Raw genomic sequence first — 26000 nt, 5'->3', positions numbered from 1 at the left:
TGTTCGCGGGTGAGGGCGGAGATGATGGGTTGCTGGTAGAATGTTGTGATGCAGATTGTCGGACATGGAATTGATTTGGTGGATACGGAGCGGATTGAAAAGATGGTGGCTCGTCATGGGTCACATTTTCTGGATCGTGTTTTTACTGAGGGGGAGCAGGGGTATTCAGCCAAAAGTGAGGTGCGGATGATTGAGCATCTGGCTGGTCGATTCGCGGCGAAGGAAGCTGCCATGAAGGTACTGGGGACTGGGCTTAGCGGCGGAATTCAATGGACCGATGTTGAGGTGATTCGTGAAGGTAACGGTAAGCCGTCGCTTAAATTGACCGGTGAGGCGCTAAATGTAGCGGATAAGCTAGGCATTACACAGTGGTGGATCAGCATATCTCATATCAAAAGTCACGCCATGGCCAGTGCGATTGGTGTGGGTGAGGACTAGGGGGTTTGAGATTCAATGAATGGGGAAATCGATCTACGGAAATGAAAGATTCTTGCTGTTATGTGGTATAAGAATCGGATGAGATTGTTATATTGGTGTTGGTATTGATTTGTGTTGGAAAGTCGTGAAGCGACGGAGCGCGAAGCAGGAATGAGCCGCAGAAAAGACCCCATTGCACCGTTTGAGATCATGCGCCGAGCTGAGCAGCGCGATAGTGCGCTAGACGGTGGGCATGAAGGCGATGCGGTTAAACAGGCAGACCCAGTTTCGGTTGCAGAATCTGTTCCGGCAGCATCCTCAATAGGTGTGCGTGGAGCAGGGACGGGCCGAGCTCGGAAGGCTTGGTGGGCGACTTTCGATGAGCCGTTGGTGTTGCGTGTGCCGCGGGGCATGGCGATCCTGATTTGCCTCGGAGTGTTCGTGCTGATCGTGGTGGCCTACTGGGTGGGGTCGAGCCGAGGGGCTGCTCAGAAAGAGCGAACGCTTGAATTGGCCAAGCAGCAACGCCAAGCGCAATACACGCGGCTGCATGGCCCGCCTACGATGCTTCGTGGTGAGGATGCTGCGGATGTGGCTGCGGACGGCAAAAAAGTTAGTTTGCTTGAGCGTGTTTATGAGGCAACCGGGGATATTGTGGTGCCGATGGAGATGGACCCGCGCGAGGCTGGAAAAAATTATTTGGTGCTGACGTTGTATGATCGTGAGACGGCGGTGGCGCTAATTGAGTTTATGGCGGAACGCGATGTGGAGGCCGCTGCGTTCTTGCCGGAAAGTGTGGGGCTTGCGGGTAAAGGGCTTGTGGAAGTAATTTACCTGAAGGGATTTAAATCGATCCGCGGGGAAGCAGAACAGGTTAAGGTGGATATGAAGAGACTTGGCGAAGCGTGGCGCATTCATAACAAGCGAAAAGGTAAGAACTTAAGTGACATGTACTTCCGTTTGTATCAGGGGCCGAATGGGGCTTCTTGACTCACAGGGCAATCTGGAAGATAATTTTGCCCCTGTTAACGCGGATTGACCACGAGGTTAATCGGCGGACAGGGAAGAACTTGCAAATGATTGATTGGGCGTCATGACGATGCCTAGAAGGAATGAAGATATGAGCATCGACCGTAGTTTGAAGAGTGGTAGTGGCTTGGCGAAGCACCGCAACGTGCTGACTCGCGCGGAGCGTATTGCAAAGCTGAATGCTAACGGTAAGTTTGATATGGAAAAAGGTGATCCTATCGGTTTGCCAAAAGTTGGTAGCCGCAAGGTCACCGCTGGTAAGAAGAAATAATTGCAGGCCGCTGATCTGCGGCCCGTAAGATCGAACATAAATAAGCCTGACGTCTTGAGGGTATTGCGGACCGCAGAAGCGATCTTGACCCGGGGCGGACAGGCTTTTGTTCTGTGCGTTTCAATCACGTAGGGAAGATAAAGGGCACCATCATGTTTAACGCTGAATCCATGATTACCGAACGGCTCAAAGGTATCGATGCATCTGGTATCCGCAAGGTTTTTGATTTGGCAGCTAAACTTAAAGACCCGATTAATCTTTCTATCGGTCAACCTGATTTTGATGTGCCGGACGAGGTAAAAGCTGCTGCTGCGAAGGCGATCAGCGACGGCATGAACAGCTACACGCAAACTCAAGGCATTGCAGATTTGCGTGACAAAGTTTCTTTGCTGATCGGTCATGAATTCCCAAACACGCTCGGTAACGGACAGGGTGGACTTAGTGACGACACGGGTGTGCTGATTACTTCCGGTGTTTCGGGCGGGCTCATGCTCGCGCTGCTTGCAACGGTTCAGCCAGGCGATGAGGTTTTGATTCCTGATCCGTATTTTGTGATGTACAAACATCTGGTCACACTCGCAGGTGGTAAAGCGGTATATGTTGATACATATCCGGATTTTCAGCTGACGGTTGAGAAACTTGAAGCCTGTGTTACCGAAAAAACCAAGGTTGTGCTTTTCAACACGCCGAGCAATCCGACTGGTGTGGTCGCGACATCTGATGCATGTAAAGCAGTTGCGGAGTGGTGTGAAGCCAAAGGATTGTTGCTGCTTAGCGATGAGATTTATGACGAATTCTGTTATGAAAAGGTTGTTGGCAATGATGATGAGATGCGGTGTGCTTCGCCGGCTAGCTATAGTAAGAACCTGCTGTTGATGCGTGGTTACTCCAAAACATATGCGATGACCGGGTGGCGACTTGGCTATGTTGTTGGCCCCAAAGCTATCGTTGAGCAGATGACCAAACTACAACAGTACTCGTTCGTTTGTGCACCATCCATGGTGCAGTTTGGCGGAGTTGCCGCGATGGATATTGACATGTCCAGCTACGTCGAGGCGTACACGAAGAAGCGCGACATGGTCGTGGAGAAACTCAGCGGCACGTTTGAACTTACCAAGCCGGGTGGAGCGTTTTATGCGTTCCCGAAAGTCCCGGAAGGCTTGGGCATGACAGCCACACAATTTGTTGAAAAAGTCATCGAACGGAACGTATTGGTGATTCCCGGCAATGTCTTCTCGCAGAGAGATACACATTTTCGTATCAGCTATGCTTGCAGTAATGATAAGCTTGCAGCAGGCTTGGATGTGCTTGTGGATGTGGCTAAGCAAGGATGAATTGGATTATCAACAAAGGTAGAGCCGCGATAGATACTGCGGCTTTTTTCATACATTTAATGTTGATGGTGTCAGTCTAATCAACACTTAAAGTAGTGTTGTGGTTTGAGCTGGGAGGTGCGTGAGTTGGCCGTGGGATGTACGAACAATGAGTCCGAGTTGTGGGTCAAGATCAACGACCGTACCTGTGATGGTTTGATTTTCGTTTTTGCACGTGATGGGTTGGTTGAAGTGCAGGCAGCGCTTACGCCAATCATTCAAGAGCTCTGTGGCGGCATCTTTCTCAAGAGCATGATCAATCTCCGCGATCAACTTCGCAATTACAGGTAAGCGATCAATCTTGCAGCCCGCAATTGAAAGTGATGTTGGGATATAGTGCCCTTGAGTCCGCAAGTTTTCCGGGATCTGATTTTCTGTGATTGAAACGTTTAGGCCGATACCAACCACGGCTGTGTTACTTTGGGCGTGTGCATGTGGCACTGTTTCTACTAAAATTCCCGCTATTTTTCGATGATCCACCCAAACATCGTTCGGCCACTTAATCTGCGTTTGATGCTTGGTGTTGTCTAGAAAATATTCGACTGTTCGTGCGATTGCTACGGATACTGCAAACGAAAGATAGTTGATTGATCGTTCGTGATCCGGCGGCATCTTGGTCTTAGAGTTGTTGTGGTTGGCTTGGTTGTGGATTGTTGAGAGTGTGATGGCTGTGCCGGGCGGTGAAATCCATTTCCGGCCAAGTCGGCCACGTCCCGCGGTTTGGTGGGATGCGATGACGATTGTGTTGTGTAAATTATCTGGTGATTGTTGTTCCAGCTGGAGTAAATGTTTGCAGACATCCTGTGTGGAAGCGGTCGTGTTATAGACGAGGATATTGTGTGGGCAGGTGGGATGGGATTGGGCTTCAAGATAGTCGGTCCAGAGGGTGATGGGTGTATGTATCAGGCGGTATCCCTGTTGAGGATGATGATCAAAGATGCAACCAATTGCTTGGAGGTGATTAATGGACGTTGCTGTTTGTTGTGGTGATTGTTTTGTGACTTGTGATAATGTATGGATGGATTGATGCGTGTTAGCTCGAAAGAATGCGGCAAGTAGCGAGTTGAGTGTTTGCGGGTTAGATGGCATGTTACGTTGCTCCGGCGGTGAGCATTGGAAATCTAATCATGAGTTAGGCTGCTAGGTGTCACTCTGAAGTGTTTTCGTGTATGTCGAGTCCAAAATCCAGTGATGGTGCAGAGTGTGTGAGTGCACCGATAGAGATTCGATCTACGCCGGCTTCTGCAATTGCGTGCGTGGTTTGGAGGTTTACGTTACCTGATGCCTCAAGCTGAATGGTGGGTGATAGTTTGTTGCGCATCGCAACGGCTTGCTGTAAGACTTCAGGTGGCATGTTGTCCAGCAGCACGATATCTACCGGTGCTGTCAGCGCCTGTACGAGTTGTTCAAGGGTGTCGACCTCGACCTGTACGAATTTCAGGTTCGGATGAGCCGCTCGAGCGCGGTGGCAGGCTTCGGTGATTGCTGCAGAGAGATTCTCCATGTGCAGGTGGGCGAGGTGATTGTCTTTGATTAGGACAGCGTCATACAAACCAATGCGATGATTGGTGCCGCCGCCGCAAGCGACCGCGTATTTTTGCAATCCGCGCAAGCCCGGGATGGTTTTGCGTGTGTCGCAGATTTTTGCGGAGGTGCCTTCGGTGAGTTGGACGAATTGATCGGTGAGTGTGGCAACGCCGGACAGGTGGGTGACGAAGTTCAGCGCGATACGTTCGGCAGGAAGGATTGATCGCAGCGGGCCGGTGAGCGTGACGATGTTATCCTGTGGTTGGATGCGTGATCCGTCATTGACGTGTATGGTGAGTGTGATGGCAGGATCGTAGGTGGCAGTGATTTGCGGGAGTAGTGCTGCACCGCAGAGAATGCCAGGTTTGCGGGCAATGATATGTGCAGTGGCGGTGAGGGTTTCAGGGATAAAGGTTTGTGAGGTGACATCGATTCTGTTGGGACCGAGGTCTTCATCTACAGCTTGTTGGATGATACTGCTGATTGCAGCTGGCGCGATATAGTCTGAAAGTTGTGGCATCATACGATTCAGTCGTGTACGTGGTGAAGAAACTTACGGGTTCACGTTCTTGATGAATAGTACACGATATCGTCTGGGAGCGAAGCTGACAAAACGAACCATGTCTCCTGGCTGTAAATGGTGGTAATTGAAATGATTCGCCCAGCCGCGCCAGCGGATCAGTTTACGCTCGTGATCAATGGAGGTATGAATTGTCTCGAATGAGGGGAGATTCAGTTCGAGATGATTTTGATGGGTTTCGGTCAGAGCAAGAATGGGGTGATCATTGGGGATACGGATATAGTTGTTTTTGAGTGAGCCGGTGGTGAGGGCAATTGCGAAATCGAATTCCGCAGAATCGAACATCGGTGGGAGCGTAGATTGTGATTCTTGAATTGTTTCGGATTGTGATGAAGTTGTTTTCTCTGGTGCGGTTAAAGATGTGGGTGTTTCCTGCACAGAGCTAGCAGCTATCTGGTGGTTAGACCCATTGGATTTAGATATCGCGGATTGACCGTTGGCAATCACGTGCCATGCCTTCATGGATTTAATGTATTCGGGGCCAATACTCGTTGGAGTGATTGGACCGAGTTGAATAAATGTTGCAAAAGAGCAGTTTTGTTTCTCGTGCCAGTATTCTTCAGGCGCGCATACCGCATGATTAAATTTCTCCTGAAGCGACTGCAATTTATATGGTGAGAGCGCATCATAAAAATGAATCGAAAGCGCGGTTGTGTGTGCGATAAATGGTCCGGACGAGATTTTGATATAAATCGGATCGCCTGGAGAAATATTGTTGTACGGGGCACAAGCTGTTCGAGTAATACGAGATTCAACGGTTTTCTGCCCGGAAAGGATCAGGTTCGCATAATGCTTCTTCAAAATAGCAACATGGGTTCTTGTCATAGGATGGATACGATCGCTTTGTAGAGGAGTGAGAATGATGCTGCAAGAGTCGCAAGATAAATGATGTACAGGAACACTTTTTCAGGTACGCGGTGATGCATCCAGATACCGATGAGTGAGCCAATCGGTACTGCGGGTAGGCAGATAAGGGTCAGCCACATCGCGTTGAATGAGATAAATCCGAAGGCAAGATAAGTTGGTACCTTTACCAGATTCAACGTAAGAAAGATTAGAACCGTCGTGCTGGTGAAAATTTGTTTGGAGAGTTTTTGCTCGAGCATGTATAGCGTGGTAATCGGGCCAGCAGCATTAGTGAGTGTTGATACAAAACCAGCAAGTATGCCGCAAGCGTAACCTGCTTTGGGCGATGCGGGGACATGTGGCAACGGTCCGCCCATTTGCCGTATAAATTGAAACGCGACTGCGATCATGCAGAGTAACCCGACAAGAAACTGAAGCAACAGGGCAAGTGCCTGTGTATGGCTAACCAGTATGACAAGTAAGAGTGTCGCCAGTATGACACCGATCACGCCGCCGATTGTGATCCATCGAAAATGGGGCCAAGAATTATGATGGCGGTGTTGAATGACTGCCGCGATATCGCCAAGAATCAGCAGCGGTAATAGAAACCCCAGTGTTTGTTTAACAGGGATAACATTGGCTACAAGTGGAACGGCCAAGATTGCGGTACTGCCCGCGAAACCAGATTTACTCACACCAATTAAGATGGCAGCAAGGATCAAAGCCGCTAGCGCGACCGGGAGCGGAATGGTGGCGGGGATGATGTCAAACATATCAGTTTTCAGCTGAGGTAGGTGTAGCCCGCGAGTCCTTGATCATAGAATCGGCGGAGAAGAGAAGCTTCATTTAGCGTAATGCGTTTCTCTCTCAATGCCAGTTCCACAGCTTGGCGGAACTTTGCCTTCAGTAACCTTGTGTCGTATTGAACATATTGAAGCACGTCTGCAATCGTATCGCCTTCAATTGTGTGATCAATGATTGGTTGGTCGTTGTCACCGAGATGTATGTGTACCGCGTTGGTATCGCCGAAGAGGTTGTGCATGTCGCCGAGGATTTCTTGGTACGCGCCGACAAGGAACACGCCGACAAGATAATCTTCATCTTCACGTAGGGGATGTAGTTCCAGATAAGGTTTATCTTCGCCACTGCCGATGAAGGAAGAGATCTGTCCGTCTGAATCGCAGGTGATGTCAGCTAACCGCGCATGACGGGTCGGCTTTTCATCTAGCCTGTGGATCGGCATGATGGGGAATAGCTGTCCAATGGCCCAATTGTCAGGCAGCGATTGGAAAATCGAAGTATTGATAAAATAAGTATCAGCCAACATCTCTTGCAAGCCACGGAATTCATCTGGGATTTGATCTAAATCTTCAAGGTAAGCATATGCACGAGAAGTGATGTCGAAGAATAATTTTTCTGCTAGTCCACGCTGCTGAAGCGTGCAGTATCCAAGATTAAACAGTGCATTCGCTTCGTCGCGATTGATCTGCGCATCGTGGAAATATTCGATATAGTTCTCAGGGTTGATGTCGATGCTTGATTCGTACAACGTTTTGATTGGTGTAGGCAATTCGTTTTGTTCTATGTTGTTGAGCACGGGAATTTCTGGTGAGTTCGTGATCGAGCTGCCTAGAACATTCATGATCAATACTGAGTGGTACGCCACCATGGCTCGTCCCGATTCGGAGATGATCGTCGGATGTGGTACTCCTGTCACATCGCATGCTTCTTTCACATGGAAGACGATGTTGTTGGCATACTCTTGATCGGTATAGTTCATCGAGGATGCGTTGGATGATTTTGATCCGTCATAATCGACACCAAGCCCACCGCCGACATCGAGCGTCGTCATATTTGCACCGAGCTGATAGAGTTGTGTGTAGATACGGGCCAGTTCGTTGGTGGCCCGTTTGATGTTTTGAATGTTGTTCAGTTGCGAACCAAGATGCGCATGAATCAGTGTGAGGCAATCCATCATGTTATGTGACTGAAGCAATTCAACGGCTTGCAATATCTCAGAGGTGAACAGACCGAACTTGGATCGTGTGCTGCCGGAATCTTCCCATCGTCCCGAACCGAGGGCTGCCAGTTTCGCACGGATGCCGATGTGTGGGCGAACATTGTGTGCTTCGGCATACTTAATAATCAGTGGCAGCTCCGAAAGTTTTTCCACCACAGGGATGATGTTTCGTCCGATCTTCGATGCAAGGATGATCGCTTCGATGAACTGTGCGTCCTTAAATCCGTTACATATGATCGGTGTGTCATTGTCATTGATCATCGCAAGGATCGCGAGCAGCTCCGGCTTTGACCCTGCTTCCAAACCAAAGTTGTGTTCACGTGAATATGCGATCACTTCCTCGACAACATGCCGCTGTTGATTAACTTTGATTGGGTACACGGCTTGGTATGAGCCGGTGTATTGGTGATCAGTGATAGCGGTGCTGAATGCATCGGCAATGGATCTGAGCCGATTTCTGAGGATGTCTGTGAAGCGGATCAATAACGGTGGCTGCATGTCGCGCAAACGCAACTGATCGACAAGCTCCTTAAGATCTAGGTTTGTTGTGGGAGAACCTGTTGGATGTACGTGAAGATGCCCGTTTTTACCCACTTCAAAGTAGCCACGTGACCACTCTGCGATGCGATAAAGTTCGGAAGATTGCTCAGGCACCCAGTCTTTGGATGTGGCTGAGAGATTGTTGGTTTGGGGTTGAGTCATACATGTGGCATTATAGTGAGGTGCGCGGGGAGCGGCATCTTTCGCAGGCCAACATAGGGCGATGATTGGTATTGCATTAAAAAACCCGCCGATGATGGCGGGCTCGAACCGTTAAGTATTGACTTTTATTAGGCACCACGTTTACGACGCATACCGATGACAAACATGCCGATTGTGGAGAGTGCGAGCATGCCAGGTTCTGGTACAAAATACTGTGTGAACTGGCTGAGGTGCGCCGCGCCAGGTCCGGAATGTGCGTTGCCGCCGCGGACAGTGATGTCCTTGACCACATAGATCTTGTTATCTGAACTGAAGCTTAGATCATCGAAGTTTTGATTGAACGGGCTACCGATTTTCTTATGGTTGTTCATCGTGCCATGGATTGGCGGATTTGATGAAAGCGGGTCGACCGCGAAGATCGTTTCGACAATGTCGATTGAGCCTGAGCCGAGTGTGTTTGCTGCAGTCGTTTGAAGTTCAGCAGAGGCAATACCGCCAGCGTTGGCTGCACTGAAACCAATATTCGTATTGTTAAGTTCACCGTCGTTGATTTGCCAAGGGCCAAAGAATGAAAGGCCCACACCACCATCCCCACGTGTGAATGCACTGACTTTGACATCATCAGCCATGATGCCGATTGAGTCAGGTGTGGCGACAAAACTCCAGTCATCAAAAAAGAAGCTGCCAACCTGTAAGCCACCGTTGTTGATGATGTCTTGAATAGAAACCGCTGATGATGCGGGTGGTCCAAAGTCCCAGATAATTGCAGCTTGTGTGCGGTTTGTCAGTGATAAAGTGATGACTGCGCAAAGCACAATCATCACGCCTTTAAAACGATTCGTCATAGTAGAAAGATTCATCTTAAGATTGCCCTCCAACGATATGCTCACTGTGCATATCCTTGCGTCTCCGTTGTATGGTTATGCCGCCATGCCACTCGTGCAATTTTCAGTGCAAGCTCAGTTTGAAAACTTGAACTGTTGCTGTTTCTCCTCAGCGATTTCAACTTCAACACTCATTGCAGTCTGTTCTTATCTGTACGTGCCGCAATTACAAAGGACGAATAAAGTGATGCCGTAGCACGTAGCTGAATACTGATAAATTTTTAGTAACATAATTAATCAGGTTTTAATCAAGCAAGATTGCTTACATGTATCTTAACTGTACATCAGACTACATAGTCATAGATTACGCCTGTTTAGGTGAGCACGCAAGAGAATTTATTATCAAAATTACATAATAATATGACGAGCCAAATGTAGAAGATGAGGTGTTATAAATTCTTGCAAATAATCGGTTAAGTGTAAGTGCTTCGTCATACTTCATTAGTTACAGATGTGATCAGGTTGTTACGACGACGTTGAGCTAGATCCATCTTTTCGCCTGTTGGGGATTGCCCTGTTTGCATCATGTCAATGAAGCAATCAAACAGATATCGTGAATCATGTGGGCCGGGAGAAGCCTCAGGATGGTATTGGATGGCGAAGATAGGTAATTCATTATGCCTGAAGCCCGCGAGTGTACGGTCATTCAGGTTAATATGGGTAGGTTCGGCTCCGACAGATTCCAGCGATTCCGTATCCACCGCGAACCCATGATTCTGGCTGGTAATTTCGACCTTGCCAGTATGCAGGTTTTGCACCGGCTGATTGCCGCCACGGTGACCGAATTTCAGCTTGTAGGTTTCTGCACCTAATGAGAGGCATAAGAGTTGATGGCCAAGACAGATCCCAAAGATTGGTTTCTGTCCGTGTAGCTTTTTGATATTTTCGATCGTTTCGGTCACGGGTGCTGGATCGCCGGGGCCGTTGGAGACAAAGATGCCATCCGGCTCATGTGCCAAGATGTCTTCCGCCGAAGTGTTCCACGGCACCACAATCACATCACAACCCGAATCCGTCAGATTACGCAGGATATTCAGTTTTGCGCCGCAATCGATCGCGACGACACGGAACTGTTTGGCTGGCCGCTCAACTTCACCATGTAGCGGGGCCCAGTCGCCCAGATCTTCATCCCACTGTAGCGGTTCGGTGCGTGATACACCTTCCACGAGATTGCGTCCCACCAATCCTTGCGCCGTTTTCGCTTGGGCGACCAGCTCCGCGTCTGAAAGGTTGGTGTCTGTACAGAGGATGCCGTTCATTGCGCCGGTGGTTCGGAGTTTACGAGTCAGTGCGCGGGTGTCTATGCCGGTGATGCCGGTGACGTTTTGGTCTGAGAGCCAGTTTTCGAGTTTTTGCGAGGCTCGATAGTTACTCATCACATTGGCTAGTTCGCGAACGATGAAGCCGGAGACTTGGATTTTGCCGGATTCGAGGTCGGCTTCGTTGATGCCATAGTTTCCGATGAGGGGGTAGGTCATCGTGACGATTTGGCTGCGATAGGAAGGGTCGGTGAGGATCTCCTGATAGCCGGTGAGCGAGGTGTTGAAGCACACCTCAGCATCAATGCAGCGAGGGGAGAGATCGCCGAATGCCTGTCCATGGAAAACCGAGCCGTCTTCAAGGGCGAGACGGGCAGGGGCCATGGTGAGGCCTCCGGTCGGGGTTGGCATACTTGCATCGTCGTTATGTGTTGGATTTTGGCTCATGCTGGGGGGATTTTAGCGGTTTTGTGAGCATTTGACGAATTTACCGCCAGCCGGAATTGAGCAGTGGTGGTAGGCATAGTGTTCGTGAATCAATAGTAGAGTGTGAGCGGCTCGGAAGCTGGACAAGTGCGACACGGGCGGGCTCAGCATTAGTTATGTGCGGTGACTTGTGATTGAGTTGGTGTACCTCGGCAAGGTGCTTCGTATGTACATGGAATAAGATCAAAATGGGGAGTGCGATCTACAAAATCCCAAAATTGGGGATATTCATCTGTTGCATGCTGACGAGCGTGTTGATAACTCAATGTGGTTGTGAGAATCGAAGCTGAAGTCAGCAGCTAACGATGCGGGATTTTTTCGGACAAGTTCGATCCTGTGCGCGACAAAACCCTTCTTGACATGGGATGTCACGACAGTTTATCCACCGTAAATAGTTGAGATATGCACCGTCATTCAACAAATAAAAAAGTCATTGCGAGAGAGGCTTCGGCGCTGCATATTGACGTGTGAGCTGATCAGTCAGCACTTCTGAACGTTGGATCTTTGACAAGATGGTGCAAGAGAATGCCGCGGCGAGCAGAGACTGCCGGCGAGCTGGCACGACGATGGATACTCGTATTTGTGGTTGTGTAAAACAGCACGCATGGATGCGACCCGGTAGCGCTGAAAAGCGAAGCCAGCAGGTCGCAAGCCGATCGCAACACGCGGAGTCAGTTGATTTAAGCCCCCCGCAGATCGACGACTCAAACACGTGTGTCACGATTCAGTTTTGTGTCTGCCTCGGCCACGTACTGTCCCGCAGAGGAACCAGTGCAAGGTTCGCCATAAAGCATTCGGCTCTTCCTGTACCCTGAGCGATCTATGAACGCAGGACGTTGGTGGATTGCGAAATACACGGGAAGAGGGGGCAATCGGCAATGGCCGGTTGCGGCTACTGCGGCCTCACTGAGGTTGGATCATCATGGGGTTTTGTTATGTCGGCAACGACAAGACGAGGCTCTGGAATGATCCCCAAAGCCTTGGTGTCGCAGATGGATCGGTAAATCGGTACTGCTTCGGCGGTGCTGACGAGCCACACAGAATGATGTTTGCTTCGGCGGCTATCATATGTGACATCCATCAGAATTGGTTTCGGCTGATTCAAACGCAGCAAGTCAAACCCGCGCGTCGGCCCAGGGGTGGGTACGATGCGTGAGCACCATCAAAACGTCAGAGCGGCGAGTGGGCTTTGCTCCCACAGACCCGAACGCTAACCAAAGAGGACTGACTGACGGCTCTTTTTTTATGCGCCAACTCATTTCTTTGTGGCAAGAAAGATGACTTTACTAAGGTATCTCCATCGGTTATCTCGAACCGTAGCGGTCATCTTCTATCGATCATTAAAGATTCATGTTGATAGATTGCCTATGATTCGGTGTTGAAGTTTGTGAGTCAATCTAGCTAGATTGATGCGTACACGGTTATGTCTAATAGATGGTTAGATAAGAAGGAGAACATTATGAGTGATGGTGGCAAATCACTGATCGTTATTACTGGGGCAAGCAGTGGTATTGGTGAAGACACGGCTAAACAATTTCATAGCCTCGGTCATCCACTTTTGCTGCTTGCGAGGCGTGTGGATCGTATGAAGAAACTCGGTCTTGAGAATGCCATGTGTGAGAAAGTTGATGTAACGGATATCAAAAAAATTAGAAAAGCAGTAGCTGCTGCAGAAAAGAAATTTAACCAATCGGTTGATTGCATTGTCAATAATGCCGGTGTAATGATGCTAGAGCAATTCGCTAATCAGAAGCAAAGCGAATGGCAGGCCATGATAGATGTAAATGTGCATGGTGTGATGAACGGCATCTATGCGGTGATCAAGGGGATGTATGAACGTAAGCACGGCACGGTCATAAATGTTGGTTCCATTGCCGGGACAAAAATCTTTCCTGATCATGCAGTGTACTGTGGGACGAAGTTTGCTGTTCATGCGGTTGGCGAAGCGATTCGGCAAGAATCACTCAAGCATAATGTTCGTGTGACGACCATCGCACCTGGTGTGGTGGAAACCGAATTGCTGTCGCATACTACGAACGATCAGATCAAATCAGATTATGAAACGTGGAAGCAGGGTATGGGTGGTGCGCTGACGAGCGCGGATGTGGCGCGTGCCATTGTGTATGCTTATGAGCAGCCGCAGCATGTATGTATCCGTGAGATCATTTTGGCTGCGACGGGTCAAGAGATGTGATCCCGGTTATGATAGGTGTGCGAAATAGATATTTTTGATCAGGAGATAGCCGGATGAAGATGGGCGTAGTTTGGATGGTGATGTGTTTGAGCTTGTGTTTGCAGGCGTTATTAGTTGCGCAAACCTTAGAACCGATGCCTGTGGAACCGCCGGAGGAGCCAACAGGCGAGACACTTGTTGCTAATCCACTTTATGATAATTGGGCACTATTTGGTGTCGGCACATCGGTCGATCAAACGATCGTGACCAAGACAGACGAAGGTGAGGTCAAGGTATTAGCGACGTTGGTGTTGAAATCGATCGACGACAAGCAGGCGGTGGTGTCAATGACACGCAAGGTTGTAGCCGCGAATGGTGAGGTGACTCAACCGGCAGAGGAAGTGTTGATACCAAAGCGTGTGACGCAGGCTGAAGCGGATGGGTATTTGAATCCGCCGGGGAAGGTGGGAGAAGGTGAAGAAGTCTTGGAGGTTCTTGGTAAGAAGATCAAGGCACGTTGGGTTGAGGTTAAGAAGGAAGATGCGACCGGTTCGGTGGTGACGAGGATTTGGATGAGTGCGGGGCAAGGTGAGGAAGATGTGATCCCGGGGATGCTGGTGAAGATGTCGATCAAATCTGAGGGGCTGCTCGCGTTTACGACGGAGATGTCGATCACGGGGGTAGAGGTGAAGGCAAACTGATTTGGCAAATTTGGTGATATTGTAAAGTATGCGCGAATAAATCCATCATCTGCAATCATAAAAAAACCTTGGTGTGGACCAAGGTTTTGAGGGTGCTGAATGATTGTGTTGTTATAAGGCTTGCCTGCGGATAAATAGTAGTGGGGCAAGTGAGAGGATTGTGAGTGAGGTTGGTTCGGGGATGGTGGGTGTGAGCAGGTAGGGCATGTTGCCGTAGAGCATGTCTGATTTGATGCTGTTGCCGATGATGTATTCGGCATCAGGATCGGAACCGACGACATAGAGTAAGTTTTCCCAGTTAGCCGCAGCGAGGTTAGTGGTGATATTGCCGAGGTCAAAAAAGCCATTGGTCGCGTCCCATCGGAAGGCATGGACACCGAGGAGAGTGGCGCCGTCGAAGAGTTGGTAGTTACCGAGGACGATACCATTGGTGGTCAGCGCCTGAACATTGGTGTAGGAAAGGCCATCGTCACGGATAGAGAAGGTTAGTTCAGATGTTGAATCGGTGATCGGGTCGTAGAGCCAAGCGGATTGGCCGTAGGCGCTGCCGCCGGCGTTATAGCGTTTACTGACACCTGCGACGAGATTGTCATTAGTGATGAACTTGGCTTCGCCGTCACGTTTGGTTCCCGAGGCATCGGTGTACTCGAATGTACCGCCGGTGAGGGAGATGACATCGAGATTGTTGGTACCGTGGTTAAAGAGCCAGGCGTCTTGCCCATAGTTGAGTCCTGAGTTGCTGTAGATGCGGTTGGTCCCAACGGCCGAGCCGGTGTTGTTGATGGCCGTGAGCTCTGCGTGGCGGATTGCGGGCTCGCCGGGGAGGTTGTCGTTTTCGTAGAGCGCGCCGGTAAGGGAGATTTGCGACGTTGAGCCACTGAGGTGTCGCCAGACGTCCTGACCGCGTTCATCGCCGGCGGAACTGAACCGTTTCTGGTCGCCGAAGGCGTGAGAGAGTGGGTTGAGTTCTCGTACGATGGCGTATTGGTATGTGTCTGTGGGTGCCGCGGCAGGGTTGTACTGATAATCAGGGCCGGTGAGTGAGATGTTGGTGGTTGAGCCGCCATCGTACAGCCATGCATCCTGACCAAGGTTGGTGCCGGTGTTGTTGAAGCGGGTGCTCCAGCCGGCGACTTTATTGCTGTTGTTGATGTAGATGGCTTTGGAGTCCCGCTTGATGTTGCCGGGGGCGGCGAGGTAGCTGTAGCCTGTGCCGGTGAATCCGAGTTGGGTGTGGATGGAGCCATTGTAGTACCAGGCATCGTAGCCAATCTGCACGCCGTCGATAGTTGAGAAGCGTGAGGTGAACCCGACGGCGTGTCCGTTGTCGTTGAGGCCGCGGACGTGGTTGGACGTGTAAGCTGCGCCACCTGCATATGCAGGGAAGTATTCGTAGCCTGTACCGTAGTAGCCGAGGAGTGTGTGTGAGCTTGTGCCTGAATTGTAAAGCCACGCCGCGATGCCAGTGCTTCCACCGGTAGCAGTGAAGGTGTTGTTGGATCCTATGATGTGTGGGTTGATGTTGTTGTTGATTTTATAGACGGTGGAATAGCGGTAGATGCCACCTGAGCCGTGGTTGTACTGGTAGCCTGCACCGGTGAGTGAGAGGTTGGTGGTGGTGGAACCGTTGAAATGCCAAACATCGTAGCCGCGGCTGCCGCCAGTAACGAGGTATCGGTTGCTGCGTCCAATGACGTGGCCGTTGGCGTTGATGGTTTGTGTGGTGGATTGGCGGTAGATTCCGCCGGAGGGGTGATCGTAATAGTGGCCGGATGTGGTGAGATTGATGATTTGCGTGGTGGTGCCGTTGAAGTGCCAGACATCGTAGCCGCGGCCGGCGTTGTCGTAGTAGCGGTCTGCGAGGCCGGTGACGTGGTTGTTGGCTGCGACGTATTTTGCGGTCGAGTCGCGGTGGTATTCGCCAGAGACAATGCGTTCATAAGTGGGTGAGGTTGGTCCAATGGTTTGAATTTCATAAAGTGGCATGGCCACAAGCGGCGAAGTGAGACATGTGAGGGCAATGATAGACGATAAGCGTTTACAGGCGCGTGACATGATCTTTCATCTCCTATTGTTTAGACATGTTAGAAGCGCAATTAATTTAATTTATGTGAGAATAGCACAATGTGGTATTGGGGTTTAGCGCAGTAATTGTCGGCAAGAGATTATCGCATTGAGATATCGAAGACAGTAGAACATATCACGATGTTAAAATAGGTAGATACGAAGCATAAAAAAACCTCGACGTAGATCGAGGTTTTTGTGTGTAAACAATAGAGACAGTCAATTTCTATCTATAGGAGGTGTTTGCGGCGAACGAGCAGCCATGGCGAAAGCGTAAGTATCACAAGCGTGCTAGGTTCGGGGATGACCGAGATGCGGCCGGTGTTATAGAGGCGGGAAGTATCCCACTCGAGGCCTGTGGAAAGTGCTGCGCCGGAGAGATCAATGTTGTCGAATGTTCCTGAAAGTGAATCCCATTTGAGGATTTTGAACTCATCACCGAGCTGCGCGTCAAACCCGTTGTACCACTCGACGACGAGATCACCATCAAGGGTTAGATGGCGGACGGTGCCGAAGAGATCGTGTTCGGTGCCTTCTTCTGTGCCGCCGAGTTCGATGATGAGTGTGTGGTTGTCGCCGAGGAATGTGTCGCCGCCGTTGACAGTTTCGCCGGGTGAGAATCCGGGGCGTGTGTCGCCTTCGAGGAAGACGTGTCCGGTGCCTGTTGTTCCACCGCCTGAGTAGGAGCCGAAGACGACGATGGTTGACCCGTCGGAGACGTGGAATGTCCCGTCGTTGTCGATGTCATCCCAGAAGGTGACGTTTGCGTTGCCGGAGACGACAACGCGGCCGGGGTTTTCGATGGTGATGTCGCCATGATAGTCGGAGGTGCCGAATGAGAATGCGATGTTGCCACGGTTCGTGTTGTGGGTTGCGCGGAAGATGCCGCCACGGATAATGATGTCTGCATCCTCATTGTTTTTGAAGAATGTGCCGGTGGCGTCGAGGTGGCCGCCAACGATTTCGATGCGTCCGTAGTTCTCTGTTTCTGGGAGGTATAGCCTGTCGCCTTCATAGAGGCGGACGTGTGCGGTGTTGTGGTTGATGAACTGATCGAAGAGTTGGTCGCCGATGGTTCCGTTGCCTTCGATGATGCCGTGATTGATGATATCGTTTGTTGCGAGGAGTGTGCCGCCGTTTAAGCGGATTGTGTTGTGGAGTTCGTTTGTGAGTGTGTCATCGGTTTGGATGGTGGTGTTTGGGCCGATGGCGTTTCCTTTGAGGATGCCTTGTAGTATGAATGAGTTGATGGCTTGCGCGTGATGTAATGTGCCGGCATTGAGTGTGAGTCGATGTGCGTTGTAGAGACCGTCGAGGATGAGCGTGCCGCCGTTGAGTGTCAGGTTTGTTTGCAGATCGAGGCCGTTGTCTTGGAAGTCGATGACTTGGTTTGTGTTAATGTTGCGATCGGTGAGTATATCTGTGATGAGGTAGTGGTTGCCGTAAAGAGTGGTATTTTCGTCGAATTGGATTGTGCCTGCGATGAAGTTGTAGTTGCTGCCTGAGTTGACGTTGATGTCGTTGGCGATGAGTGTGCCGCCATCTTGGGTGAAGGTGGAATTGTTTTGAATGTGCAAGAGGTTGTCAACGGTCATTGTTGCACCGGAGCCGAGAAAAAATTGGACGTTGTGTCCGCCGGCGGAGCCGACGTTGATGTTGTTGGTGGTGAGGTTGGAGTGATCGCCGAAGAGAGAGAAGTCGAGCGCGTTGGTGTTGGTGTCTTGTGAGCCGAGTTGGAGTGTGCCATTGACGTTGAGGTCGCCGCCGTTAATGATGAAGTCGGTGTCGTTGTTGACGCGCATGTCGCTTGCGACGTTGAGTGTTGCGGATGAATCGATGGAGAATGTTCCGGTGGAACGGTTGAGCATGTTGAGGTTGCGGTTGACGTTGACGACGGCGTTAAAGGAGAGGTCAATGTTGCTTGTGGTTTGTGTTGAATCGGAGCCGATGACCCAGTCATCGTTAACGGTGAGGTTGCCGCCGGTGATGTTGGTTGTCGCGGTTGTTGCCTCGCCGTGACGCAGGAGGTTGACGTTGACGGAGCCTCCCGAGCGGAGATAAAAATTTCCGACGGAGTTATTGAATCGTGAGATGGTGAGTGAGGCGAGGCTAAGTGAAGCGTTGTTTTTGACATCGAGTATGGCGGTGGTGAGTGGCCCGGTGTTACTATTGTTGCCGACGGCCATCTGCAGGCCGGTGTAGCTTGTTCCGCTGTCGGTAAGGATGAGTGTGCCGTCTTTGCCGGATGCGGTGGAGATGTTTGTGAAGTGTGTGCTGACATCGGTACCGTTGTTGACGATGACATGCCCAAAGTTGTCTGAGTTTTGAAAGTCGCCAATACCTGCGATGTTCCAGTCGCCATCCTCGGGGCTGCCGCTGAAGGTTATGATGCTGTTGCTGCCGGTGATGGTGATGGATGCTTGCGATGGCGAGGTTGTTAGAAGAGATGCGACGATGGCGAGGCTGTAATAAGTTGACAGGCGCGGCATGTGGGTGTCCTTTATAGAAAACGTAAGGATAAATTCATTGAAACGCATCGCATGATGCTGTGCGATACAAAGGTGAGCAAGAGGCTGGCTGCTATGGCATGCTTATTCTCTCCCTCGTGAAGGATGGTAACAGGAGTGAGAGAATAGATGGATTGGTGTTTGCCCTTGTTTTGTCAGTGGATGGCGGAACTATTGCAGAGATTGATATTGGTGCTTGGATCACAATGCCAATTAGCTATACAGAGAGGATCGTTCCTAGATTTGTGCAGTAGTAAAAGATAGCGAATGCACTTGGGCGGAGGAAACGCTCATGCTGGAGGTGTATGGGGATTTACTAAAGCTGGTGGTGCAGAAAGTAACAGGGCCATATAACTGTTATGAAGACACTTCTGTGACAGCGATTGTGACAATTAAATGTATGGTATATGTGTGCAGTTTGAATTCATCGTTGAGCATCTACTCCGGCGAGGGAAAATGAGCGTAACAACGGAGAGAAAAATAATACTAGAAGGTTCGGGGATTACTGTTGGATTGAGAATAAACGTCATGGCCCAGCCATCCATATCATTGAGTGCGCCCCACCCAACAATGTTGCCGTTTTCATTGATGGATTTTACTTCACCAAGGTATTGCCAATCTTTATCGTCAAGGTTTGTAACCATTGATGTCAGGTCAATGAAACCATCTTCGACTGACCATAAAAAGGCGCGTTTGCCGAGGTCGTTGTTCTCATCGTCGTAAAGGTTGTAATAGCCGTATGCGAGGCCTTCTTCGGTGATGCCGTTGATTTGGGTATAGGCGTGGCCGGTTGTTTTCTTGGAAAAAGTGAGTTCGTATGTCTGATCGGTGGAGGGGTCGTAGACCCATCCTGATTGCCCGGTACTGAATCTTCCGGTTCTATATCTATTCGTGGTGCCGCCTGCAAATCCGGATTCTGTGAGATAGAAAATATTGTTCTTAAAGGTACTGCCGTCACTTGGGTTCTGTATGAAATATTTGAATTCATGGGAATACAGTCCAATGATCGAGACGGAAGATCCATCATCGTACCAAAGATCAGGCCCACGATTGAGATTGACTGCTCTGGCACGTGCGGTGACACCAACTGTGACGCCGCTTTCATTGATCATTCTTACGTATGAATTGGTATACGTGCCGCCCCACGGTTCATCTGGATCTATTGTGTATTCATAAATATCACCGGTCAACCCGAGCGAACGTGTGGTTGTACCATCAGAAATCCATGTGTTATGACCCAATGTCACATCGTGGATAAGTATATTGGCAGGAGGGGCATATTCTTTGTAACGATGATAGGTTTTGCCGATAACAAAACCAGAGTCCGTTAGTTTGATGACTTCGTTCTTAAAGATATTGCCTTTGAAGTTATGTTGGGGCTTGATGATGTGTGTATTGGTTCCATCGTATAGCCAAGCGCCATCACGTCCAGCCGTGCCAACCGCGACGCCGTTGTTGTTAATGAAAACAGGTTGATGCAGGTCCATGTCGCTTGTGTCAGCCGGGTTCTTTTCGATAAAAGTGGTTGCGTTGGTATTACCGTTGTGTAGCCAGATGGCTTGGGGGTGGCCATTGCCGGTGCTGTAGCCAACAGAAAGGCCGTTGTTGTTCAGTTGAACGCCAAAACTTTCTTTATATATAGCGCCGTTGGGATTGTTCAGGCCGATCGTCTGTGACGTGCTGCCGTTGTATTGCCACGCGATGTGTCTGAGTGGGTTGTAATCTTCGACAGGGCCACTTTGTCCGAGGATGTGTCCGTTACCATTGGTGGCAATGATTGTGCTGTCGACATAAGATCCGGCGCTGAGATAGCCAGTGGTAGGGTTGACTCGGTTTGAGGTACTGCCGTCGTAAACCCAGATATCTTTGCCCTGTGTGTAGCCGGAAGCGTTGTATCTTTTGGTATACCCAATTACTGTGCCGTTTTCGTATAGACGTTTGATCTCGCTATGACGGTATATGCCGCCATCTGAAGCAAGGTATTCATAGTCATTGCCGGACAGGCCGATTTGCGTTGTGTTCGTACCGTCGTAATACCATGTGTCTTGCCCGTTAATATTCTTGGAGCCTAAACGCCAATTAAAGCCGACGACGTGGCCTGCCTCGTTGATGTAGTGCGAGAAGCTTTTGCGGAAAATGTAATCGCCATCCATTCGGCTGTAGTCATTGCCGGCGAGGCCGAGTATTTTTGTTTGGTAGCCGTCAAAAACCCAGCCATCAGCACCATGATACTTTTCCGGGACGATGTATCGGAATGAATAACCGATCGCCATGCCGGCATTGTTTTGTGGCCCATAAAGGCTAATCCGCTGCATGATGCCGTCATTTTTTTCACGTTCATAGCCATGGCCGGTGAGACCAGTAGTATGGATTTCATAAGAATAGGCAGCGTGCAACGTGATGTTGAAGGTTGAGCTAATCAATAACACACAAAATGCTGTTACGTTTACAAGGCGATTGAATGATTTGCGCATTGTATCTCTCCCGGATTTATAGATTGAAATAATAATGTAGTTTATAAAGTATGAAATCGGGTATCAATAAGTGTTTGTTAAACCCGTGATGTGTTTTTGTTATTTGTGATAAACATGGTTCTACATTTGTCTAGCATTGTTAAGTTGGGAAAGTAAGGCTTGTGAAGATGCTATTTGTAGTAAAAAAAACCACGACTTTTCAGCCGTGGGTTTTTGTTTTTTTTACTTCATGTAATTCAGATTGAATTAGATGAGGCCGTCCTTCTTGGCCATGAGGCTCATCAGATCGATCACGCGGTTTGAGTAACCCCATTCGTTGTCGTACCAGCTGACAACTTTGAAGAACTTGTCGCTGAGGCCGATGCCTGCACCTGCGTCGAAAGTTGATGACGCTGGGTCGGTGATGAAGTCGCTTGAGACGACTGGCTCATCGGTGTATGCGAGGAAGCCCTTCATTGAACCTTCCGCAGCTTCTTTCATCTTTGCACAGATTTCTTCGTAGCTGGTTGCCTTTTCGAGGCGGACGGTGAGGTCCACAACGGAGACGTCAGCGGTTGGGATACGGAAAGCCATACCAGTCAGCTTGCCCTTGAGTTCTGGGAGTGCCAGACCAACAGCCTTCGCAGCACCAGTTGATGCTGGGATGATGTTGAAGCCACCAGCGCGGCCGCCACGGAGGTCTTTCTTCGAAGGACCGTCGTGTGTTGGCTGCGTTGCAGTGATTGCGTGAACGGTTGTCATGAGACCTTCGACGATGCCGAAGTTGTCATTGAGAACCTTCGCCACTGGTGCGAGGCAGTTGGTGGTGCAGGAAGCGTTGGAGACGACCACATCATCGGTGGTGTACTTCTCATCGTTGACGCCCATGACCAAAGTCTTGACTTCGTCAGGAGATTTGGTTGGAGCAGAGATCACAACGCGCTTGGCACCGGCAGCGATGTGCTTCTTAGCACTGTCTGCGTCGGTGAAGAGGCCGGTGGATTCGACGACGTAGTCAGCGCCGACTTTACCCCATGGAAGGTTGGCTGGATCGCGTTCAGCACAAACAGGGATCTTCTTGCCGTTGACGACGAGGTTGTCGCCATCAGCTTCGACGGTGCCGTTGAAGCGGCCGTGAACGGTGTCGTACTTGAGGAGGTACGCCAGTGATTCAGCGGGGAATAGGTCGTTGATGCCGACGAATTCGATGTTTGGGTTGTCGATGGCGGCACGGAAGACGAGGCGACCGATGCGACCAAAGCCGTTAATTCCAACTTTGAGAGCCATTGCTCATTTCTCCAAAAAGGATGTCAGTAAGTCCATAATGTTTTGGGGGATGCCCAGCGGTGTGGCCTAGGCCGATGCCGAGCTAAGGGTTTACAAGAGTAAAAGGTAGGGAGTTGGGGTTTCTTGTCAAGCTGAGGAGGGGGTTTGATAGTGTTAAAGGTGGGTGAGGAGGGGATGAGGATTGACGAAGCGGGTTTTTGCGGTGACGATCCATGATAGGAATGATGGGGCTTTCGATCAAAATGCGGTCGCTGATAGGAGATGCATAGATGGGCAAGGTGTCAGCAAAGTCAGGTGGGGGGGCGATGACGGTCAGTGAGGTGGCCGAGCGGGTGCGATACGCCTTGGCAGAAGGGTTTGGCGGGAAGGTGCGTGTGGTGGGGGAAGTGAGCAATTTGTCGGACCGGGCGCACTGGTTTTTTAGTTTGAAGGATGCGGGGGCGGCACTTCGGTGTGTGTGTTTTGCCAGCAATGCCCGGCGAGTGAGTTTTCCTGTGCGGGATGGGATGGAAGTTGTCGTGACGGGGCGGATGGATTTTTACGATGCGCAGGGGAGCGTGCAGCTGTATGTGGACAAGATCGAGCCGGTGGGTGTGGGGGCGTTGGAGCTTGCGTACCGGCAGTTGGTGGAGGAACTGAAAGAGCTTGGGTATTTCGAGGTGGAGCGGAAGAAGGCGTTGCCGCGGATGTGCCGCAAGATTGCGGTGGTGACTTCGAGAAGTGCGGCAGCGCTGCAGGACGTGATTGATACGGCAAGCAGGCGGTGGGCGGGGTGCGAGTTGGTTCTGTGTGATGTGCGGGTCCAGGGGGAGCAAGCAGCAAGTGAGATCGCGCGGGCGATCAATGATCTAAGTCGGCGAGGTAAGGGGCTTGGGATTGATGCCCTGATCGTGACGCGGGGTGGTGGGAGTATGGAGGATTTGTGGGCGTTTAATGAGCGGGTGGTGGCAGACGCGATTTATAAGTGCAGTTTGCCGATTATTGCTGCGATTGGGCATGAGACGGATATCACTATTGCGGAATTGGTCGCGGATCATCGTTGTGCAACACCGACGCAGGCGGCGATGATGCTTGTGCCGGATAGTCGGGCCATGCGAGAACAGGTCGAGGTTTTGCGTAGGCGATTGGAGATGGTGATGCGACGTGAGGTGGAAAGTGGGAAGCACAGAGTGGCGCATGCGGCAAGGCATGTGATGTTTGATCGGCCGGGCGAAATGGTTGAACGGATGAAGGGGAAGGTAGACGGTTTGAGTGGCAGGCTGTTGCCAGCTCTGCGTGAACGGGTGGTGCGGGGCGGAATGATGATGGATGGGTTGGTTAAAGAATTCCGGAAGGGATTGCCGCGGGAAATACGACGGGCAGAGGAGAAGCTGGAAGCGATGGAGCGGGAACTTAAAGCAGTTGGGCCGGACAGTGTGCTGCGGCGAGGTTACTCTTACACGACCGATGAGCAGGGGAAGGTGGTGAAAAGTGTGGGGGATGTGGAAGTCGGCAGTGTGATGGCGACGGTGTTGGCTGATGGCGAATTGAGAAGTCGTGTGACGAAAAAGGAGGGGGGCGGAGGAGATCGGGATCACACGAGGAAAGCAAAAAAGAAAATCACGAAGAAAAAGACGGATGAGAATGGGCCGATGCTGTTTTGAGCGGAACCGTGAACAGTGCGATAGAATGGTGAGTTATGGTGAAGAAGAAATCATTGAAGAATGTGAAGTTTGAAGACGCCGTTGAACAGCTTGAATCGATTATCGATCAGGTTGAGAGTGGTGAGATCGGTCTTGAAGAAGCGCTGGCGCGGTATGAAGAAGGGATGAATCTGATCACGCATTGCCGAGGGATTTTGTCGTCGGCAGAAAAGAAGATTGCCTCGTTATCGGTTGCAGATGAAGAAGTTGTTGCGGAAGAAGATGAGAAGGGTGAGTGGGAAGAAGAAGTTGAATATGAGGAAGAGGATTAACTTCAGGGAAGAGGTGAGTCTTGATGTTTGAGTGCATGCTGACGTTGGCGGAAACAGAAATCATTGTGACAGGGATTGATGTGGTGGCGGTACCGAACCCAGCGCTGATTTGGGTGTGGTTGGTTTTCATGACGGTGTTCGGCGCGATTGTGGGGAGCTTTTTGAATGTGGTGGCGTACCGTTTGCCGGAAGGGAAGAGCGTGGTGAGTCCGCCATCGAGCTGCCCGAAGTGCGGGCATCGTTTGGCGTGGCATGACAACGTGCCAGTGTTGGGATGGATTTGGTTGGGAGGGAAGTGCCGTTATTGCAAGACAAAGATCAGTGTGCAATACCCTTTGATAGAAGCGTTTTGCGCGTTTTTGTTTGGTGGATTGTTTTGGGTGTATTACATGTCGGGGATGCGACCGGGTTTCGAGGCGTTGGGTTTTGAGGGGACGTGGCCGGTGTATGTGGTGCATGTGTTGATGCTAGCGGGGTTGCTTGCGGCCACATTGATCGATTTTCGATTGTACATTATTCCGATTCAGATTCCGTGGGTGGTGACATTGTTTGCGCTGGTGGGTTTGCCGTTGGCGGTGTTGTTGGGTTTGCCGAGCGGGCGATGGTTGAGTGAATTGTACATGGAGGGGTTGCAGTTTGAGCGTGTACCGGAGTTTGCGTACATGATGGGCGGGCAGATTGTGCCAGTAGGGCGGGAGGCGATCTGGGGGGCGGGGATTGGTGGGACAATCGGCTTGGCGGTGGCGATGGGATTGATGTGGTTGAAAGTGATTCCGCGGAGCTTCATGGATTGGGAAGAGCAGCTTGAGAAGTATGAGGCGGAACAGGCAAAGTTGGCAAAAGAAAAGGGGGGGGCGGCATTCAAAAAAGACAAACTTCCGGGAGGCGGGATTGGTGCGGAAGAGATACAGGAAGAGATCTTCATGTATCCGCATCCGAGGCGAGAGGTGTTGAAGGAGTTGTTGTTTGTGATGCTGCCACTGGTGGGGGTAGTGGTGGGATGGATGATGACGCGTAACCAGAGCGGTGAGGCGATGTTCGTGAGTGTGACGTGGTACGAGGTTTTGGTGGGTGTGTTATTCGGTTATTTGGTGGGCGGCGGTTTGGTGTGGTTGATTCGGATTGGCGGGACGCTTGGGTTTGGGAAGGAGGCGATGGGGTTGGGGGATGTGCATTTGTTGGGTGCGATCGGAGCGGTCTTGGGTGCGGTAGATGCGACGCTGGTGTTTTTTGTAGCACCGTTCTTGGGGATTGTGGCGGCGATGATCACGATTGGGGTGGCGTCGATTGCGAAGGGGAAGGTGCGCGTGATTCCGTATGGACCATATTTAGCTGCGGCGGCGGTGGTGGTGATGGTATTTCGATTGGAGATTCTGCGGTTCCTAGATCTGGCATGGCAACGATGATTGTGCATAACTCCAGCATTTGAAGACCTATTTGTAAGATTTTTTGTGACCTGTGCCATCG

At 50.5% G+C, this 26000-nt stretch carries 20 protein-coding genes; 9 read left to right on the top strand and 11 right to left on the bottom strand.

Going from position 1 to position 26000, the window contains the following annotated elements:
• Window positions 1–48: 48 nt before the first annotated feature.
• The 4 genes from acpS (at window position 49) to ACQ6WK_RS08960 (ending at window position 3051) form a co-directional block, all read left to right on the top strand.
• Entirely contained in the window at window positions 49–438 is a 390-nt protein-coding gene (gene acpS / locus ACQ6WK_RS08975; protein WP_432797043.1) for a holo-ACP synthase, read from the top strand.
• A 111-nt stretch (window positions 439–549) separates the two neighbouring features.
• Window positions 550–1407 (top strand): hypothetical protein, encoded by an 858-nt coding sequence (locus ACQ6WK_RS08970; RefSeq protein WP_432797042.1) that lies wholly within the window; start codon window positions 550–552, stop codon window positions 1405–1407.
• Between the two features lie 130 nt (window positions 1408–1537).
• A complete protein-coding gene (locus ACQ6WK_RS08965; RefSeq protein ID WP_432797041.1) occupies window positions 1538–1717 on the top strand; it encodes a small basic protein in 180 nt (59 codons plus the stop codon).
• A 152-nt stretch (window positions 1718–1869) separates the two neighbouring features.
• Window positions 1870–3051 carry a pyridoxal phosphate-dependent aminotransferase gene (locus tag ACQ6WK_RS08960; protein WP_432797040.1) on the top strand — a complete coding sequence of 394 codons (1182 nt, stop codon included), beginning with the start codon at window positions 1870–1872 and terminating at the stop codon, window positions 3049–3051.
• Window positions 3052–3138: 87 nt separating this feature from the next.
• On the opposite strand, the gene ACQ6WK_RS08955 is transcribed toward ACQ6WK_RS08960, so the two are convergent.
• From ACQ6WK_RS08955 to carA, 7 genes are all read right to left on the bottom strand, one after another.
• Window positions 3139–4179 (bottom strand): biotin--[acetyl-CoA-carboxylase] ligase, encoded by a 1041-nt coding sequence (locus tag ACQ6WK_RS08955; RefSeq protein ID WP_432797039.1) that lies wholly within the window; start codon window positions 4177–4179, stop codon window positions 3139–3141.
• A 58-nt stretch (window positions 4180–4237) separates the two neighbouring features.
• On the bottom strand, window positions 4238–5137 hold the full coding sequence (gene nadC, locus ACQ6WK_RS08950; RefSeq protein WP_432797038.1) for a carboxylating nicotinate-nucleotide diphosphorylase: 900 nt from the start codon (window positions 5135–5137) through the stop codon (window positions 4238–4240).
• A 33-nt stretch (window positions 5138–5170) separates the two neighbouring features.
• Window positions 5171–6022: a hypothetical protein gene (locus tag ACQ6WK_RS08945; RefSeq protein ID WP_432797037.1), complete on the bottom strand. Its 852-nt coding sequence runs from the start codon at window positions 6020–6022 to the stop codon at window positions 5171–5173.
• Complete coding sequence (locus ACQ6WK_RS08940; RefSeq protein ID WP_432797036.1) at window positions 6019–6816, bottom strand: sulfite exporter TauE/SafE family protein; 798 nt, start codon at window positions 6814–6816, stop codon at window positions 6019–6021. Before ACQ6WK_RS08940 ends, ACQ6WK_RS08945 begins: the two co-directional genes overlap by 4 nt.
• 8 nt (window positions 6817–6824) lie before the next feature.
• Window positions 6825–8765: a biosynthetic arginine decarboxylase gene (gene speA, locus ACQ6WK_RS08935; RefSeq protein ID WP_432797035.1), complete on the bottom strand. Its 1941-nt coding sequence runs from the start codon at window positions 8763–8765 to the stop codon at window positions 6825–6827.
• Window positions 8766–8893: 128 nt separating this feature from the next.
• A complete protein-coding gene (locus ACQ6WK_RS08930) occupies window positions 8894–9625 on the bottom strand; it encodes a PEP-CTERM sorting domain-containing protein (protein WP_432797034.1) in 732 nt (243 codons plus the stop codon).
• Between the two features lie 455 nt (window positions 9626–10080).
• Window positions 10081–11319, bottom strand: coding sequence for a glutamine-hydrolyzing carbamoyl-phosphate synthase small subunit (gene carA, locus ACQ6WK_RS08925; protein WP_432797033.1), 1239 nt, complete (start codon window positions 11317–11319; stop codon window positions 10081–10083).
• Window positions 11320–12853: 1534 nt separating this feature from the next.
• On the opposite strand from carA, the gene ACQ6WK_RS08920 reads away from it, so the two are divergent.
• Together ACQ6WK_RS08920 and ACQ6WK_RS08915 are read left to right on the top strand one after the other, a co-directional pair.
• Window positions 12854–13588, top strand: coding sequence for an SDR family oxidoreductase (locus tag ACQ6WK_RS08920; RefSeq protein WP_432797032.1), 735 nt, complete (start codon window positions 12854–12856; stop codon window positions 13586–13588).
• A 53-nt stretch (window positions 13589–13641) separates the two neighbouring features.
• On the top strand, window positions 13642–14268 hold the full coding sequence (locus tag ACQ6WK_RS08915) for a hypothetical protein (RefSeq protein ID WP_432797031.1): 627 nt from the start codon (window positions 13642–13644) through the stop codon (window positions 14266–14268).
• 111 nt (window positions 14269–14379) lie between these two features.
• Here the strand turns inward: ACQ6WK_RS08915 and ACQ6WK_RS08910 are convergent, their stop codons facing one another.
• The 4 genes from ACQ6WK_RS08910 to gap form a co-directional block, all read right to left on the bottom strand.
• Window positions 14380–16323: a hypothetical protein gene (locus ACQ6WK_RS08910; RefSeq protein WP_432797030.1), complete on the bottom strand. Its 1944-nt coding sequence runs from the start codon at window positions 16321–16323 to the stop codon at window positions 14380–14382.
• Window positions 16324–16562: 239 nt separating this feature from the next.
• Window positions 16563–18821 (bottom strand): hypothetical protein, encoded by a 2259-nt coding sequence (locus ACQ6WK_RS08905; RefSeq protein WP_432797029.1) that lies wholly within the window; start codon window positions 18819–18821, stop codon window positions 16563–16565.
• A 410-nt stretch (window positions 18822–19231) separates the two neighbouring features.
• Entirely contained in the window at window positions 19232–21313 is a 2082-nt protein-coding gene (locus tag ACQ6WK_RS08900; RefSeq protein WP_432797028.1) for a hypothetical protein, read from the bottom strand.
• 246 nt (window positions 21314–21559) lie between these two features.
• Window positions 21560–22579: a type I glyceraldehyde-3-phosphate dehydrogenase gene (gap, locus tag ACQ6WK_RS08895; RefSeq protein ID WP_432797027.1), complete on the bottom strand. Its 1020-nt coding sequence runs from the start codon at window positions 22577–22579 to the stop codon at window positions 21560–21562.
• Between the two features lie 269 nt (window positions 22580–22848).
• Between gap and xseA the strand changes: the two genes are divergently transcribed.
• The 3 genes from xseA to ACQ6WK_RS08880 are packed head-to-tail and all read left to right on the top strand — an operon-like array spanning window position 22849 to window position 25939.
• Window positions 22849–24222: an exodeoxyribonuclease VII large subunit gene (gene xseA / locus ACQ6WK_RS08890; RefSeq protein ID WP_432797026.1), complete on the top strand. Its 1374-nt coding sequence runs from the start codon at window positions 22849–22851 to the stop codon at window positions 24220–24222.
• Window positions 24223–24257: 35 nt separating this feature from the next.
• Complete coding sequence (xseB, locus tag ACQ6WK_RS08885; protein WP_432797025.1) at window positions 24258–24533, top strand: exodeoxyribonuclease VII small subunit; 276 nt, start codon at window positions 24258–24260, stop codon at window positions 24531–24533.
• 23 nt (window positions 24534–24556) lie between these two features.
• Window positions 24557–25939 (top strand): prepilin peptidase, encoded by a 1383-nt coding sequence (locus tag ACQ6WK_RS08880; RefSeq protein WP_432797024.1) that lies wholly within the window; start codon window positions 24557–24559, stop codon window positions 25937–25939.
• The last annotated feature ends 61 nt before the right edge of the window (window positions 25940–26000 follow it).

Source organism: Poriferisphaera sp. WC338 (assembly GCF_050931845.1).
Classification (GTDB): domain Bacteria; phylum Planctomycetota; class Phycisphaerae; order Phycisphaerales; family Phycisphaeraceae; genus Poriferisphaera.
The sequence above is the reverse complement of the archived record's forward strand: the minus strand, read 5'-3'. Positions and strand labels throughout refer to the sequence as shown.

Bases quoted from the DNA above. Each gene is read 5' to 3' on its own strand.
- ACQ6WK_RS08945 (WP_432797037.1), bottom strand. From the start codon at position 6,022: ATGACAAGAACCCATGTTGCTATTTTGAAGAAGCATTATGCGAACCTG.
- xseB (WP_432797025.1), top strand. From the start codon at position 24,258: ATGGTGAAGAAGAAATCATTGAAGAATGTGAAGTTTGAAGACGCCGTT.
- ACQ6WK_RS08955 (WP_432797039.1), bottom strand. From the start codon at position 4,179: ATGCCATCTAACCCGCAAACACTCAACTCGCTACTTGCCGCATTCTTT.
- ACQ6WK_RS08905 (WP_432797029.1), bottom strand. From the start codon at position 18,821: ATGCCGCGCCTGTCAACTTATTACAGCCTCGCCATCGTCGCATCTCTT.
- ACQ6WK_RS08960 (WP_432797040.1), top strand. From the start codon at position 1,870: ATGTTTAACGCTGAATCCATGATTACCGAACGGCTCAAAGGTATCGAT.
- ACQ6WK_RS08940 (WP_432797036.1), bottom strand. From the start codon at position 6,816: ATGTTTGACATCATCCCCGCCACCATTCCGCTCCCGGTCGCGCTAGCG.
- ACQ6WK_RS08915 (WP_432797031.1), top strand. From the start codon at position 13,642: ATGAAGATGGGCGTAGTTTGGATGGTGATGTGTTTGAGCTTGTGTTTG.
- ACQ6WK_RS08930 (WP_432797034.1), bottom strand. From the start codon at position 9,625: ATGAATCTTTCTACTATGACGAATCGTTTTAAAGGCGTGATGATTGTG.
- speA (WP_432797035.1), bottom strand. From the start codon at position 8,765: ATGACTCAACCCCAAACCAACAATCTCTCAGCCACATCCAAAGACTGG.
- ACQ6WK_RS08880 (WP_432797024.1), top strand. From the start codon at position 24,557: ATGTTTGAGTGCATGCTGACGTTGGCGGAAACAGAAATCATTGTGACA.
- ACQ6WK_RS08965 (WP_432797041.1), top strand. From the start codon at position 1,538: ATGAGCATCGACCGTAGTTTGAAGAGTGGTAGTGGCTTGGCGAAGCAC.
- carA (WP_432797033.1), bottom strand. From the start codon at position 11,319: ATGCCAACCCCGACCGGAGGCCTCACCATGGCCCCTGCCCGTCTCGCC.
- xseA (WP_432797026.1), top strand. From the start codon at position 22,849: ATGGGCAAGGTGTCAGCAAAGTCAGGTGGGGGGGCGATGACGGTCAGT.
- ACQ6WK_RS08900 (WP_432797028.1), bottom strand. From the start codon at position 21,313: ATGCGCAAATCATTCAATCGCCTTGTAAACGTAACAGCATTTTGTGTG.
- gap (WP_432797027.1), bottom strand. From the start codon at position 22,579: ATGGCTCTCAAAGTTGGAATTAACGGCTTTGGTCGCATCGGTCGCCTC.
- ACQ6WK_RS08910 (WP_432797030.1), bottom strand. From the start codon at position 16,323: ATGTCACGCGCCTGTAAACGCTTATCGTCTATCATTGCCCTCACATGT.
- acpS (WP_432797043.1), top strand. From the start codon at position 49: ATGCAGATTGTCGGACATGGAATTGATTTGGTGGATACGGAGCGGATT.
- ACQ6WK_RS08920 (WP_432797032.1), top strand. From the start codon at position 12,854: ATGAGTGATGGTGGCAAATCACTGATCGTTATTACTGGGGCAAGCAGT.
- nadC (WP_432797038.1), bottom strand. From the start codon at position 5,137: ATGCCACAACTTTCAGACTATATCGCGCCAGCTGCAATCAGCAGTATC.